Source organism: Streptomyces sp. NPDC050485 (genome assembly GCF_044458185.1).
GTDB lineage: Bacteria > Actinomycetota > Actinomycetes > Streptomycetales > Streptomycetaceae > Streptomyces.
In genome coordinates this window covers 175,339-189,278 of the sequence record NZ_JBITHR010000010.1, presented here as the reverse complement: position 1 = coordinate 189,278, position 13,940 = coordinate 175,339, and the positions used below count along the sequence as shown (strand labels likewise).

13 protein-coding genes and 2 pseudogenes are annotated in these 13,940 nt (G+C 70.9%); 7 read left to right on the top strand and 8 right to left on the bottom strand.

Features of this window, described 5'->3' with window-relative positions; translation table 11 throughout:
- Nucleotides 1-12 precede the first annotated feature (12 nt).
- Complete coding sequence (locus tag ACIBK6_RS21820) at nt 13-861, top strand: helix-turn-helix domain-containing protein (RefSeq protein WP_399052948.1); 849 nt, start codon at nt 13-15, stop codon at nt 859-861.
- A gap of 54 nt (nt 862-915) precedes the next feature.
- On the opposite strand, the pseudogene ACIBK6_RS21815 reads toward ACIBK6_RS21820, so the two are convergent.
- Together ACIBK6_RS21815 and ACIBK6_RS21810 are read right to left on the bottom strand one after the other, a co-directional pair.
- Nucleotides 916-1,176: pseudogene (locus tag ACIBK6_RS21815) on the bottom strand (oxidoreductase); the annotation flags it as partial.
- A gap of 26 nt (nt 1,177-1,202) precedes the next feature.
- Nucleotides 1,203-2,417 carry an NAD(P)-binding protein gene (locus ACIBK6_RS21810; protein ID WP_399052947.1) on the bottom strand — a complete coding sequence of 405 codons (1,215 nt, stop codon included), beginning with the start codon at nt 2,415-2,417 and terminating at the stop codon, nt 1,203-1,205.
- A gap of 150 nt (nt 2,418-2,567) precedes the next feature.
- Between ACIBK6_RS21810 and ACIBK6_RS21805 the strand changes: the two genes are divergently transcribed.
- Nucleotides 2,568-3,251, top strand: coding sequence for a pentapeptide repeat-containing protein (locus ACIBK6_RS21805; RefSeq protein WP_399052946.1), 684 nt, complete (start codon nt 2,568-2,570; stop codon nt 3,249-3,251).
- A gap of 77 nt (nt 3,252-3,328) precedes the next feature.
- Here ACIBK6_RS21805 and ACIBK6_RS21800 read toward each other — a convergent pair whose 3' ends face one another.
- Both ACIBK6_RS21800 and ACIBK6_RS21795 read right to left on the bottom strand, forming a co-directional pair.
- Entirely contained in the window at nt 3,329-3,829 is a 501-nt protein-coding gene (locus tag ACIBK6_RS21800) for a hypothetical protein (RefSeq protein ID WP_399052945.1), read from the bottom strand.
- Nucleotides 3,830-3,966: 137 nt separating this feature from the next.
- Entirely contained in the window at nt 3,967-4,170 is a 204-nt protein-coding gene (locus ACIBK6_RS21795) for a hypothetical protein (protein ID WP_399053056.1), read from the bottom strand.
- A 196-nt stretch (nt 4,171-4,366) separates the two neighbouring features.
- Here ACIBK6_RS21795 and ACIBK6_RS21790 point away from each other — a divergent pair.
- Together ACIBK6_RS21790 and ACIBK6_RS21785 are read left to right on the top strand one after the other, a co-directional pair.
- Nucleotides 4,367-4,532: pseudogene (locus ACIBK6_RS21790) on the top strand (heme-binding protein); the annotation flags it as partial.
- A gap of 43 nt (nt 4,533-4,575) precedes the next feature.
- Nucleotides 4,576-6,009: a M1 family metallopeptidase gene (locus tag ACIBK6_RS21785; protein ID WP_399052944.1), complete on the top strand. Its 1,434-nt coding sequence runs from the start codon at nt 4,576-4,578 to the stop codon at nt 6,007-6,009.
- 70 nt (nt 6,010-6,079) lie between these two features.
- On the opposite strand, the gene ACIBK6_RS21780 is transcribed toward ACIBK6_RS21785, so the two are convergent.
- Both ACIBK6_RS21780 and ACIBK6_RS21775 read right to left on the bottom strand, forming a co-directional pair.
- Nucleotides 6,080-7,585 (bottom strand): M4 family metallopeptidase, encoded by a 1,506-nt coding sequence (locus ACIBK6_RS21780; RefSeq protein WP_399053054.1) that lies wholly within the window; start codon nt 7,583-7,585, stop codon nt 6,080-6,082.
- A 327-nt stretch (nt 7,586-7,912) separates the two neighbouring features.
- Nucleotides 7,913-8,488: a TerD family protein gene (locus ACIBK6_RS21775; RefSeq protein WP_399052943.1), complete on the bottom strand. Its 576-nt coding sequence runs from the start codon at nt 8,486-8,488 to the stop codon at nt 7,913-7,915.
- Nucleotides 8,489-8,717: 229 nt separating this feature from the next.
- Between ACIBK6_RS21775 and arfB the strand changes: the two genes are divergently transcribed.
- Complete coding sequence (gene arfB, locus ACIBK6_RS21770) at nt 8,718-9,152, top strand: alternative ribosome rescue aminoacyl-tRNA hydrolase ArfB (protein WP_399052942.1); 435 nt, start codon at nt 8,718-8,720, stop codon at nt 9,150-9,152.
- 91 nt (nt 9,153-9,243) lie between these two features.
- Here the strand turns inward: arfB and ACIBK6_RS21765 are convergent, their stop codons facing one another.
- Nucleotides 9,244-9,744, bottom strand: coding sequence for a flavin reductase family protein (locus tag ACIBK6_RS21765; protein ID WP_399052941.1), 501 nt, complete (start codon nt 9,742-9,744; stop codon nt 9,244-9,246).
- 402 nt (nt 9,745-10,146) lie between these two features.
- Between ACIBK6_RS21765 and cdgB the strand changes: the two genes are divergently transcribed.
- Nucleotides 10,147-11,823 (top strand): diguanylate cyclase CdgB, encoded by a 1,677-nt coding sequence (gene cdgB, locus ACIBK6_RS21760; RefSeq protein WP_399052940.1) that lies wholly within the window; start codon nt 10,147-10,149, stop codon nt 11,821-11,823.
- A 107-nt stretch (nt 11,824-11,930) separates the two neighbouring features.
- Complete coding sequence (locus ACIBK6_RS21755) at nt 11,931-12,896, top strand: CBM35 domain-containing protein (RefSeq protein ID WP_399052939.1); 966 nt, start codon at nt 11,931-11,933, stop codon at nt 12,894-12,896.
- A gap of 52 nt (nt 12,897-12,948) precedes the next feature.
- Here the strand turns inward: ACIBK6_RS21755 and ACIBK6_RS21750 are convergent, their stop codons facing one another.
- Nucleotides 12,949-13,869 (bottom strand): 1-phosphofructokinase family hexose kinase, encoded by a 921-nt coding sequence (locus ACIBK6_RS21750; RefSeq protein WP_399052938.1) that lies wholly within the window; start codon nt 13,867-13,869, stop codon nt 12,949-12,951.
- Nucleotides 13,870-13,940: the final 71 nt, after the last annotated feature.

Genomic DNA, 13,940 nt, shown 5'->3' with positions numbered 1-13,940 from the left:
AAGGCCGGATCCATGCCTCCGCATCCCTCATCGAGCGTTCAGGCGGCCCGAGAAGCCCTGGCAGGCCGGCTGGGGGAGATCCGGAAGGATGCGGAGATCAGCGGGCGGGAGCTGGCCGTCAGGTGCGGCTGGTCGGAGTCGAAGTCGTCCCGGATCGAGAATGCCAGGACACCGCCGTCCGACGCGGACATCAGGGCATGGTGCGGGGCCTGCGGAGCCGGTGATCAGATCCCTGATCTGATCGCGGCGAACAGGCAGTCGGCCGACGCTCACGTGGAGTGGAGACGACTCCAACGGAGCGGTCTGCGCCGCCTGCAGGAGTCCACGGGGGATCTGTACCAACGAACCAGAGCGTTCCGCGCCTACGTATCCGACGTCATCCCCGGTTTCCTCCAGACGCCCGGGTACGCGACTGCCCTCCTGTCGTCCATCGCGGAGTTCCGGGGAGCTCCGGACGATGTGAGCGATGCCGTGACGGCGCGCATGAAACGCAACGCGGTTCTGCACAGTGGCGCGCACCGGTTCGCGTTCGTCCTGGAGGAGCCGGTCCTGCGCTACCGGGTGTGCAGCGCAGAGACCATGGCCGCACAGCTCGGCCACCTGCTCGGTGCTATGGATCTCCCGAACGTCGCCGTGGGCATCATCCCGGTCTCGGCGCAGCGGACGGTCTGGCCCATGCCGACCTTCACGATCTTCGATGACAACAGGGTGCATGCGGACACGCTCGATTCCGCCTCCACGCTCACCCAGCCCAGCCAAGTCGCCTTGTACGAACGGGCCTTTGCGAGACTGTCGCAGCAAGCTGTGCGGGGCGGTGCCGCGCGCACCCTTGTAGCGGGTGCGCTGGCAGCCCTCGGCTGACTGGCCGACCGGCGCCACTACGACACCAGCACCACTTTCCCCACAGTTCCCCGGCTCCGCGCCGTTCTCCTTCACCCGCGCCACCTTCGCCGCGCCACCGGCAAGTCCGATGACCGTCGCGCCCAGGTTCTTCGCGTACTGGACGAGAAGCGTTCCGATCCCGCCCGCCGCGGCGGGAACTATCGCGACCGACTCGGCATTGAGGTCGGCGAACTGAACGATGCCCATGGTGGTGCGGCCGGTCCCGATCATCGCGACCGCCTCGGCCGGGTCGAGGTTTTCGGGGATCTCGTGGAGCCTCACCGCGTTTACGACTCTGTTGAGGTCAACTGCTGTCTCCGTCAAGCGCGATACACGTCCAGGCGGGCGAGTTTGAGAGCTGTCAGGGACAGAGACGCCGCCTCCATCGCGCTGTTGAAGGCGACCTCCGAGAGGACGCCGGGGGCCGCTGTCTGGTCGCCCGCGAGGTACACGCCGTGGCCCCGGTCGATCGCGGGGCGGTCGCGCCACGTGGTGCCGGGCAGGTCGACCGCGCCGGTGCGGCCCGCCGCGAGGGCCTCCCGCCGCCAGGTGGTGCGCTCGCGCCAGCCCGGGAACCCGGCGTCGAGCAGTGCCTCCGCGCGCGCGATCCCGGCCGCCTTCGACTCGTGCGGGGCGATCGGGAAATGGCCCTGGAAGAGCTGCTCGCCGACCGGAGAGAGGGCCGAGTCGGCGTCGTCGCTGAAGCGCTCCAGCCAGCCCGGCGCGTCCAGGTCGGAGACGACGAACGGGTCGGCACGGCGGGCGGTGAGCGCCAGGTCGAGCAGGGCGGTGCGGCCGCTGGGCCAGTCCAGGGTGTCGTCGCCCAGCAGCCGCCGGGCCGCCGCCAGCGAGGTCGCCACGACGACCGGGCCCTCCGCGGCGCCCGGAAGTTCGCCGACGCGGGCGTCCGTCTCGATGCGTACGCCCAGGTCCCAGGCGCGGGCGGCCATCCGGTCGATGAGCGCGCCCCAGCCGCCGACCGGGTAGTGGGCCTCGGGCGGCAGGGCCGCCGCGCGGTGCAGCCGCTCCTGTACGAAACGGGCGGAGAGCGAGCCCGGATCGTGGTGGAAGAGCGCGACGGCGATGTAGTGGGCGGCGGCGCGGGCGCCCCGGGCGCCGACGGTCCGGGTGGCCCAGGTGGTGAAGTCGGCGTCCACCGGGGCGAGTTCGGGTGATTTGCGGGCCAGTCGCAGCAGGCCGAGCGGCGGGGTGCGGCGCAGGGTTCCGTCCCGGTGGAAGCGGAACCGTACGGCTTCCGCGGGGCGCACCGGCGCGACCGGCTGGAGCAGCCCGCGCTGTTTGAGCCAGGACCAGTGCGGGCCCCCGTTGTACAAGGCGTGCGGGCCCTCGTTGGTGCGGTACGGGGCGTCGGCGGTGCGGGCGCGGCCGCCGAGGGTGGCGTGCGCCTCGTACAGCGTGACGGCGGCTCCAGCCTCGGCGGCGGTGATCGCGGCGGTCAGACCGGCGAAGCCGCCGCCGATGACGGTGACGCGGCCGGGGTGGGACGGGCGGGGGGCCTTGCCGGGGCGGTGCATGGTGGTCTCCTTCGCGGGCTGGCGCGTTTCGGAGATATGACGGGGCGGGCTCGGCGAATGTGACATGTCCGGGCCGCGAATTTACGGAGCGGGGCCTTCCCCCGCTTCCGAGCAGGGGTGATTGTCAGTGCCATGGTCCAGCATGGGGACATGGCAGCGGCACGGAGTGCGAAGAAGACGGCGGCGACGGCGGGAGCCCGCAGGACGGAGGTGCGGTTGCCACCACTGGCGCCGTTCGGCGCGGGTGAATTGGAGCCGGAGGGTGACTATGACGGGCTTGAGTTCAGGGACCTCGACCTCGGCGGACAGGAGGCGCGCAGTGCCCGCTTCCTCGACTGCGGCATCTACGGATGCGCGCTGGACGAGACCCGGCTGAGCGGTGCCCGCTTCATCGACTCGGTTCTGTCGGGGGTCCGCGGTGTGGGTACGGATCTGTCCCGGGCCGGTCTGCGGGATGTGGAGGTGCGCGACGTCCGCATGGGCGGAGTGCAGTTGCACGGGTCGGTGCTTGAGCGGGTGCTGATCAAGGGCGGGAAGATCGACTACCTGAATCTGCGCGAGGCCGAGCTGCGCGATGTCGTCTTCGAGGACTGCGTCCTGTCCGAGCCGGACTTCGGTGGGGCGAGGCTGGAGCGGGTCGAGTTCCACGGCTGCGAACTGCGCGCGGCGGACTTCAGCGGCGCCCGGATGCAGGGCGTCGATCTGCGCGGGGTGACGCTGCTCGACATCGCGCGCGGGGTGGAGCGACTGGCGGGCGCGGTCATCACGCCCTCCCAACTCCTCGATCTGGCACCTTCGTTGGCCGCGCAGATCGGGGTGCGGGTGGAGGCGTAGGGGGTTCTTGTCACGGGGGCCCGGGCGGCCGCAGTCCGCCTGGGGTGGCGGGCCCCCAGGGCCGGCCCGCGGGCCGGTCAGGCCATCCTGGGGAAGCGGGCCTGGAGGTCCCAGACGATCGGGTTGTCGCCGAGGCCCTCGTGCATGTCGGTCAGGTCGGCGATCAGGTCGTGCAGGAAGTCCCTTGTCTCGCGGCGGAGTTCGGCGTGCGAGAAGGTGAGGGGCGGCTCGTCGGCGGGCATCCAGTCCGCCTCCACGTCCACCCAGCCGAAACGGCGCTCGAAGAGCATCCGGTCCGGCGACTCGGTGAAGTCGATCTCGGCGTACTGGGGCTGCGAGGCGCGCGAGCCGCGCGGGTCCCGGTCGAGCCGCTCGACGGTGTCGCACAGCGCCCACGCGAAGTCGAGCACCGGCACCCATCCCCAGGCTGTGGACACCTCGCGGTCCGCCTTGGTGTCGGCGAGGTAGACGTCTCCGCAGAACAGGTCGTGGCGCAGGGTGTAGACGTCCGCGCGGGCGTAGTCGGTCCGCGTGGGGTCGGGAAAGCGGCGGGAGAGGGAGTAGCCGATGTCGAGCACGGGTCGATGGTGTCATGGCCGGGGCCGGGGCCTCTTCCGCAGCCCCCCTCGCCCCGGCGGCCCCGGGCTCGGGTGGCCCGCCTCGGTGTCCCGGGCCTCGGTGGCCCCCGCCTCGGTGGCCCCGGGTGCCCCGATGCTCAGGAGCCGTGCCCGAAGCCGTCCCGGGCGTAGCGGCGGGTCAGAATGGCGAGCAGCGGGCCGACCGCGAGCAAGGGAGCGTAGGTGAGGCCGGTGACCAGGTGGCCGGCGGCGCTCTGGTTCGGGTCCGGGGTGACGAAGAACCACAGCACCGGCTGGCTGAGGGAGAACAGCGTCAGCACCGAGGCCGTCGCGCCGGCCACCCGGGTCCCCAGGCGCGGCCGGGACGGGCCGCTGCACTCATCGTCACCCGGCCCGGCCACCCCCGCATCAGCCGATCGGCTTACGGCCCCGCACGCCGTCCCGTACGCCGTCCCGCACGGCGCGAGCAGCCGGTACGCCGACCGGAAGGGGTCGCGACCACCCCGAGGGCCGACACATGAACCTCAGGCGCCTCGCCGGGCCCCGAACCTCAAGGGCATCCCCGGCACCCTGTTCCTAGCAGGTGGCGCGCCCGGCCGGGCGAGGGGCGCCCCGGGGTCGCGGGCATCGGGTGGCCGGCGCCCCGAGCAATGACCTGGACGAGAAGTGCGCACAGGCGGGCGTCGCGGAGCTGAAGCAGTAACCTCCGCCCGCAAGGCCCTCGCAGCGCCCGTAGGATCGCAGACGTGGACAAACGACCGGAGAGGCGGACGGCAGTGAAGGGGCGAGGGAAGTCGACCCCTGTCCGCCTCGCCGCCGCGCTGCTCACCGTCCTCGCCGTCACCTCCTGCACCGGCGGCGTCGACGGCACCCCGGGCTCGTCCGGCACGCACGACCCGCTCTTCCCCCGGCTCGGCAACGACGGTTACCACGTCCAGCACTACAGCCTGGACCTCGACTACGACCCGGCCTCCGGGCACCTCAAGGGCGGGGCCACGATCGTGGCGCGGGCCACCAAGGACCTCAGCGCGTTCGACCTCGACTTCGCCGGGATGGACGTGGCGGAGGCCACCGTCGACAGCCGGCCCGCAGCCGTCAACCGGGCCGGGGACGAGCTCACACTGCGCCCCCGCCAGGAGCTGACCGAGGGCGCGACGTTCACGGCGTACGTCCGCTACTCGGGCAGCCCGAAGACCATCACCGATCTCGACGGCTCCGTGGAGGGCTGGCTGAAATCGCCGGACGGCGGCGTGCTCGCGCTCGGCGAGCCGACCGGTTCGATGACCTGGTTCCCGTCCAACAACCACCCGCGCGACAAGGCCACGTACGACATCAACGTGACCGTGCCGGACGGTCTCCAGGCCGTGTCCAACGGGGAGTTGGCGGCCAAGACCTCCAACAAGGGCCGCACGACGTTCAGTTGGCGTACCAAGGAGCCGATGGCGACTTATCTGGCCACCGTTGCCATCGGGCCGTACGAGATCGACGACAAGGGGATCACCAAGTCCGGGATTCCCGTCTACACCGCCGTCGACCCGAGGGTGAAGAAGCAGACCGCCGCCGTCGTCGCCCAGCTGCCGGACATCATGGCGTGGGAGGAGAAGAACTTCGGGCCGTATCCGTTCTCCTCCACCGGTGTCATCGTCTCGCCCGCGAAGAGCGCCGGGTACGCCCTGGAGACGCAGAACCGGCCGGTGATGCCGCTCGACCACTTCGACACCACCACCCTCGTGCACGAGCTGACCCACCAGTGGTTCGGCGATTCCGTCACGCCCGCCACGTGGCGCGACATGTGGCTGAACGAGGGCTTCGCGCAGTACTCGGAGTGGCTGTGGAGCGAGGAGCACGGCGGCCCGTCGGCGCAGCGGCTCTTCGACCAGGAGTACGCCAAGGACGACGGCGACGAGATCTGGTCCTTCCCGCCCGCCGAGCCGCCGACCGCCGCCGAGGTGTCGGCACGGCCGGTGTACGTGCGCGGCGCCATGGTCGTCCACAAGATCCGTCAGGCCGTCGGGGACGAGAAGTTCCACGCCCTGCTGCGCGACTGGGTGGGCACCCACCGGCACGCCAACGCCTCGACCGCGGAGTTCACCCGCTTCGTGGACAAGGAGGCGGGCCAGAGCCTCCCGGCGGTGTGGGACACCTGGCTCTACGGGGACGGCAAGCCCGACTCCCCGTAGAACCAGGTGAGTTGACGCTACGTCATATCTGACGCGTCACATCTACTTCTTCGTCTCTGTCTCTACTTCTCTACTTCACGTTGATGGCGGTCCACGCCGCCGCCACCGTCTTGTACTCGGTGCTGCTCGCGCCGTACAGATCGGCCGCCGCCTTGAGGGTCGTGGTGCGCGCCCCCGCGTAGTTGGTGGTCGAGGTCATGTACGTGGAGAGCGCCTTGTACCAGATCTTGTACGCCTTGACCCGGCCGATCCCGGTGACCTTGGAGCCGTCGTGGGTCGGCGAGTTGTAGCTCACCCCGTTGATCGTCTTCGCGCCGCTGCCCTCGGACAGCAGGTAGAAGAAGTGGTTGGCGGGGCCGGACGAGTAGTGCACGTCGAGGCCGCCGACGCTCGCTGACCAGTAGTCGGCGGACTTGCCGTCCTTGCTCGGCTTGTCCATGTAGCGCAGCGGGGTGCCGTTGCCGTTGATGTCGAGCTGCTCGCCGATGAGGTAGTTGCCCGGGTGGGACTTGTTGTTGGCGTAGAACTCCACCGAGGTGCCGAACATGTCGCTGGTCGCCTCGTTGAGGCCGCCGGACTCCCGGCTGTAGTTCAGCTTGGCGGTGGCGGCGGTCAGGCCGTGGCTCATCTCGTGACCGGCCACGTCCAGTGCGGTGAGCGGCTTGGCGTTGCCCGCGCCGTCGCCGTACGTCATGCAGAAGCAGCTGTCGTCCCAGAACGCGTTGACGTACGCGTTGCCGTAGTGGACCCGCGAGTAGGCGGCCTTGCCGTTGCCCGCGATGCCGTTGCGGCCGAACTCGGTCTTGTAGAAGTCCCAGGTGACGGCCGCGCCGTAGTGGGCGTCGACGGCGGCGGTCTCGCGGTTGGAGGCCAGGCCGTTGCCCCAGGTGTCGGTGGACTTGGTGAAGAGGGTGCCGGTGCCGGAGCTGCCGTGGTTCAGGTCGTACGTCTTGTGTCCGCCGCGCGCGGCGTCGGTGAGGCTGTAGCTGGAGCCGCTCTTCGTGGTGCCGAGGGTGACGGTGCCGGAGTACTCGCTGGTCCCGGTGCCGGTCTCGATCTCCTCGTGGGAGTACAGCTCGGCACCGGTGGTGGCGTCCGTGACGATGTCGCGGCGGCTCGGGGTGCCGTCGGGCTGGGTGCCGGTGACTGTGCGCTCGTAGGCGAGGACGGGCTTGCCGGTGGCCGCCCAGATGACCTTGCGGGCGCCGGTGGGGGCGGCTTTGAGCGAGGTGGTGGCGGTGGCGACGGATATCTTCGCGTCGGTCGCCTTGTTGACGCCCTTGAGGGCGCCGTCCTTCGCGGTGTGCACGACCAGGTCGCCGCCGAGGACGGGCAGACCGTCGTAGGTGCGCTCGTAGCGGGTGTGGACCGTGCCGTCGGCGTCCTTGATCACATCGCGGACGACGAGCTGTTCCTTCGCGCCGAGCCCGATCTGGCGGGCGGCGGCGGGCGCCGCGTCCTGGGCGGCGCTCAGGGCCTCGGCCTGCTGGGAGGTGCTGAGGGGAAGCGCGGTGGCACCGGCCTGGCGGTCGGCGGCACCGGCGGTGGATCCGGACTGTACGCCGACGACGACCATGGCGGCGGATGCAGCAAGAGCGGCGGCACGCAGAGTGGTTCGCACTCGGTGGTCTCCTTCACTCGTTCCGTGGGGGCGAGTTGGAGACTGCCAGCAGATGACCACATCTTGACAGTGTGCCGACAACTATTTGACTTGATCGTGTCCGGAAGGGGGTTGCCGATGTCCGCTGAACGGCGAATTCAAGCCGCGCGTAAGGCAGTTGATGCAGTTGATGCCCCCGGCGTGAACGCCGGGGGCATCAACTCGGAACGTCAGGCCGTCGGGACGTCGGGGCTGGGGCGCCAGGAACGTCAGGCCGTCAGGGAGTCGGGAACGTCAGTTGCGTCAGACGTTGACGCCGAAGTCCTTCGCGATGCCGACCAGGCCCGAGGCGTAACCCTGGCCCACGGCGCGGAACTTCCACTCCGCGCCGTTGCGGTACAGCTCGCCGAAGACCATCGCGGTCTCGGTCGCGGCGTCCTCGCTCAGGTCGTAGCGGGCGATCTCGGCGCCGCCGGCCTGGTTGACGATACGGATGAAGGCGTTCCGCACCTGGCCGAAGTTCTGCGAGCGGTTCTCGGCGTCGTAGATCGAGACCGGGAAGACGATCTTGTCGATGTCGGCGGGCAGGCCGGCCAGGTTGACGTTGATGGACTCGTCGTCGCCCTCGCCCTCGCCGGTGGTGTTGTCGCCGGTGTGGACGATGGTCTGGTCCGGCGTCGACTTGTTGTTGAAGAAGACGAAGTGGCCGTCGGAGTAGACCTTGCCCGCCGCGTTCACCGCTATGGCCGAGGCGTCCAGGTCGAAGTCGGTGCCGGTGGTGGTGCGGACGTCCCAGCCGAGGCCGACCGTGACGGCGGTCAGGCCCGGGGCCTCCTTGGTGAGCGAGATGTTGCCGCCCTTGGACAGGCTTACAGCCATGGGATGTCCCCTTCGTCGTGATGCGCGGGCCTCGGGCCGTCCCGAAGCCGCCGTCATCCCTCATAACGTCGGCGGGGGACCGGGAGGTTCCAACCGCCTTTACTTTCTTTGCCAAGCGGCCGACAGGAGGGCGACAAGGAGCCGACACGGGAGGCGGCAGCTTCGGGACGGACCGAGGCGCGCGTTACGTGGGGAAAAGCGGGTGACGGGGTGCCGCGGAGCCGTCACCATGGATGTCATGTCCGGGCCCTACCTCATCCGCGGCTCCGTCTCCCTCCCGGAGGCCGAGCTGATCTGGCGTTTCTCCCGGTCGTCCGGGCCCGGCGGCCAGCACGTCAACACCAGCGACTCCCAGGTGGAGCTCCGCTTCGACCTCGCCAAGACCGAGGCGCTGCCGGAGGTCTGGAAGACCCGCGCGCTTGACCGGCTCGCGAACCGGCTGGTGGGCGGCGTCATCTCGGTACGGGCGTCCGAGCACCGCTCGCAGTGGCGCAACCGCGAGACCGCCGCCGTCCGGCTCGCCTCGCTGCTCGCCGAGGCGACCGCCCCGCCGCCCAAGCCGCGCCGCGCCACGAAGATCCCGCGCGGCATCAACGAGCGCCGCCTGCGCGAGAAGAAGCAGCGCGCCCAGACCAAGAAGGGCCGCACCGGCCGCGACTGGTGAGCCGCGCCGTTGCGGGAACAGCGCCGGGTGACCGGGGCCCCCGCGGCTGGCGGTGACGGGTGACCCGCGCCCACGCCTGAAGCGCGGCCGCTCAGCCCAACTGCCGGTACTTGCCCCGGAAGTACGCCAACGGTCCGCCGTCCGCGCTCGGCAGGCCCACCGTCAGGACGCGGCCGATGACGAGGGTGTGGTCGCCCGCCACGATGTGCTGCTCGGTGCGGCACTCCAGGGTCGCGAGCGCGCCGCCGACCAGCGGGGCGCCGCTCACCTCGCCGCTGCGGTACGGGATGTCCTCGAAGAGCAGCCGGTCGCTGATGCGGCCCTTCATCGCGAACCGGCCCGCGATGTGGCGCTGGCTCTCGGACAGCACCGACACCGCCCACAGCGGCTGCTCCGCGAGGAGGTCGTCCATCCGTGAGCCGTTGCGCAGCGAGACGAGGACCAGCGGCGGGTCCAGGGACACCGACATGAAGGCGGTCGCCGTCATGCCGACGTCCTCGCCTCTGGGCCCGTCCTCGGTGTCGTGCGCGGTCACCAGGACCACGCCCGCGGCCAGCCGGGACATCGCCGCGCGGAACTCGTCATTGCTCACCCCATCAGGATGAGGGGTCCCCGGGGGAAGTGGGGGAAGTGCGGAAAGCGGGGAAAGGGCGGCGGAAAGGGGTGTCTGCAACACAACCGGAACGCTAGTCTCCTCGCACCGTCGGCCGCATCGGGCCCTGGAACCAGCCGGGACCTAGGTCTCGCGGCCGAGGCCCCGCCCGCTCCCGACGCCCGCACCCCTGGGGTGTTTGCGTTCAGGAATGGTAGGGGGCAAAGACGGAAAGACCGTCCAACTCTTCATCATCTGCTGTGACTTGAGTCACAGAGGGCACTATTTGTTGACCCTGTGTACCGGCTAGACAGCTCGCTGTGATTCAGTGGCGGGGACAGTGGAAAAGGTACGCCGATCTGAAGCCAGGAGTTGCTGTCGAGGTCTCGGGGAGAGCGAGCAATGGAGACCGAGTCGGAGCCGTACGTCCGTCTTGCGACCTTGCGGCAGCTGCATCAGGTGGTTGCGGAGCTGAACACCGCCCGCAGCCTGGCCGACACGCTGCAGACCGTTGCGGACGGCATCACCGCCGGACTCGGCTACGAGCTGGCCTGCGTCAACCTCGTACGTCCCGACGGTGACCTGGTCGTCGCCGCCTTCGCGGGCAACGCCGCCGCCGAAGCCCTGATCACCGGCCGGGTCGGCTCGCGTGCCTCCTGGGAGCGCCGCCTGGCGATGGGCGAGGACTGGGACGGGCTCCGCTTCATCCCGCACACCGAGGGCTGGGTGCTCCTGGAGGACGACGTACCCCAGTGGTACACCGAGGGACCCGATCCGCGCTTCGAGGACGAGTGGCATCCGCAGGACCGCCTCTACGCCCCGATGTACTCCGCGGGCGGCGCGCAGGAACTCCTCGGCGTCATCTCTGTCGACAAACCCCGCAACGGCCGCAAGCCCGGTGCCTGGGGGAGGGAAGCGCTCCAGATGTACGCCTCGCAGTCGGCGATTGCGATCAGCAACGCCCGGCTCCGCGCAAACATGCAGCGCGCCCTGGTCCGCCTGGAGCGCGAGCAGCAGGCGCTGCGCGCCAGCGAGGAGAGCTTCCGGCAGGCCTTCGAGTACGCGCCCTCCGGCATGGCCATCGCCGAGATGGGCGGCGACCAGCACGGCCGGCTGCTCCGCACCAACGACGCCCTGTGCCGGCTGCTCGGGCGGCCCGCCTCCGTGATGCGGCGCTACTCCTTCGCCGACCTCGTCCACCCCGAGGACATAGGGACACTCCTGCGCACCTCCGCCGAGGGCGGCCGGGCCGAACTGCGGCTCGGGCGGCGCGACGGCACTTATGTGTGGGTGTCGCTGCGCAACTCCGTGGTCGCCGACACCGCCGACGGGCCCCGCTTCCTGCTCACCCACGTCGAGGACATCGAGGACCGCAAGCGGCACGAGCTCCAGCTCGCCCACCGCGCCTCGCACGACGCCCTCACCGGCCTGCCCAACAGCGCCGAGCTGCGCGCGAGGCTCTCGGCCCGGCTCTGTCCCCGGCCGCACTCCGTCGGCGGCCCGGCGAGTGCGGCCGAAACCCTGGACGCGGCGTACGACCGGCTGCCCGCCGTCGGCGAGAGTGAGGCGCACGGGCACGCGTTCCGCGCCGACGGCTTCGACTTCGACGCGGTGCCCGGCGGCGGACCGTACGACCACCACGTCCACGCCGTGGCCCCCGGCAGTGAGATCGACGACGGTACGAAGGGGCTCGCGGTGCTCTTCTGCGACCTCGACGGCTTCAAGTCGATCAACGACAGGTTCGGCCACCACACCGGTGACGCCGTCCTCATCGAGGTCGCGCGCCGCCTCACCACGGGCGTGCGGGACGGCGACACCGTCGCCAGGCTCGGAGGTGACGAATTCGTCGTCCTCGCGGACGGGCTCGGCGCGGCGGACGCCGCCGACCTGGCGGTTCGGCTGCGCAACGCGATCATCCCGCCCATTCGCGTGGACGGCAGGGCGGTCCGGGTGGGGGCCAGTTTCGGCATCGGCTGGGCGAGCTGCGGGATGTCCGTGGAAGAGGTCCTGCGCTCCGCCGACCAGCGGATGTACATCGAGAAGCGGTCGCGTTCCAAGGTCCACCGCCGGGCCGGCTGATCGAACGGCCTCGGTCGGGTGTGGTCAAGCCCAGACGGGGCAGTCGCCCGTTCGGGGTAGGCTCGGCCGGTCGGCGACGGCTGGCGGACAGTGAGGAGTGACCCCGGATGACGACGCCCGGCAACAACGGCGCGAACACCCCCGAGGACGACGATCCGTTCGGCTACCTGTACGCGGACGGGCAGGCCTCAGGCGCCAACCCGCCCCGCACCGGTGGCGGCTACGGCTACCCCGGGCCGACAGTGGGGCAGCAGCAGCCCGGAGTCCCCAGGACGTCGTACAACCAGGTGCGCACGGTCGGTGAGCGCCAGTACGGACAGATCCCGCAGCAGCAGTACCAAGGGCCCCCGCAGCAGCAGTACGGGCAGCCGACCGCCCAGTACGCGGCGCCCGAGACCTACCCGGGCGGCGCCCCGCCCCGGCAGACCCCGCCGCCCCCGGCAACCCCGCAGGGGCGCGGCCCCAACACCAAGGGGCTGCTGATCGGCGCGGTCGCGGTGGTCGCGGCCGTCGTCATAGGCATCACCGTGGCGCTGGCCAGCAACAGCGACAACACGGCCAAGAAGAGCGACACCGCCAATCCTGGCAAGTCCGCTTCCAGCCAACCCGCGACGCCGAGCACCGACCCGTCGTCCTCGGCCTCCGCACCGGCCGCGCTCCCCAAGGACGACGCGGCGACGCTGACGCTCGGCGGCTCCGCGCAGGTCGGCACCAATGTGCCGGGCGCGCAGGGCACCGGCGGCGCGTTCGTCGGCAACTTCAACAACGTGGGCGCTTCGGTGACCTGGAAGCCCGACGTCCCGAAGGCCGGCTCGTACAAGCTGAACCTGCGCTACGGCGTGCCGGGCGCCGACGCGAACGCGACGATAACGCTCAACGGCAAGGCGCAGACCCGCCCGATGAACATGAAGAACTTCGCGGCCTCCCCGGCCGGCGACTGGGCCAAGGGCTGGCAGAGCACCTTCGCCATAGTGCAGCTCAACAAGGGCGCCAACGAGATCAAGCTGTCCTGCGAGCAGGGCAACCAGTGCCAGGCCAACCTTGACCAGATCTGGCTGACCCCCTCCTCCTGAGGAGGCCGCTTCCTCCCAAGGAGGACGCCTCCTCCTTGAGGAGGTCGCTCGTTCAGTGCGCGTGCCGGGTCACGCGCACTGAGCCGAGCAGTTCCTCGTACGCCTTCCGGTCGAACTCGCCCGCCGCGGGCGCCAGTACGGTCGCAGCCGACAGGGCCACCGCGCGCGTCAGGCGGCCCGGCCAGTCGAGCCCCTCGACCAGAGCGGACAGCAGCCCGGCCACCGCCGAGTCGCCCGCGCCCGTCGGATTGCCCTGGACGGCGGCCGGCGGGGCCGCCTGCCACAGCCCTTCGGGGGCGGCCGCGAGGAGGCCTTCGGGGCCGAGCGAGGCGACCACCGTGTGCGCGCCGCGCCGGCGCGCGTCCCCGGCCGCGCGCAGCGGCTCGCGCGAACCGGTCAGCTGGGCCAGTTCGGCGGCGTTGGGTTTGACCAGATCGGGCCGGGCCGCGATGCCACGGCGCAGCGGCTCGCCGCTGGTGTCCAGGAGCACCGGCACCTTCGCGGTACGGGCCTGGCGCACCAGCTGGGCGTACGCACCGACCGGCAGCCCCGGCGGCAGACTCCCGCACAGCGCCACCGCGTCGGCGTCGGCGAGCAGCCGCTCGTACGTCGCGAGGAAGGCGTCCCACTCGGCGGGCGAGACGAGCGGGCCCGGCTCGTTGAGCTGGGTGGTGTCGCCGCTCCCCGCGTCCACCACGGCGATCGTGCGGCGGGTGGCGCCCTCGATGGGGACGAGCGCGTCGACGGGCGCGAGGTCCGCGAGCAGCGCGCGCAGCACCTCGCCGCTCGGGCCGCCCACGAACCCCGTCACGACTGTCTCGTGCCCGAGCGCGGCGAGCACCCGGGCGACGTTGAGCCCCTTGCCGCCGGGGCGTTCGGTGACCTCTTCGACGCGATGGCTCGCGTGCGGTACGAGGGCGGGGACGCGGTAGGTGATGTCGAGCGCGGTGTTCAGCGTGACGGTCAGAATCACGGGGTGATCATGCCAAACGGACGGCGGCAGGCCCAGACCCCGAACTGCCGCCGCGCCAAAACCGGGTGTAA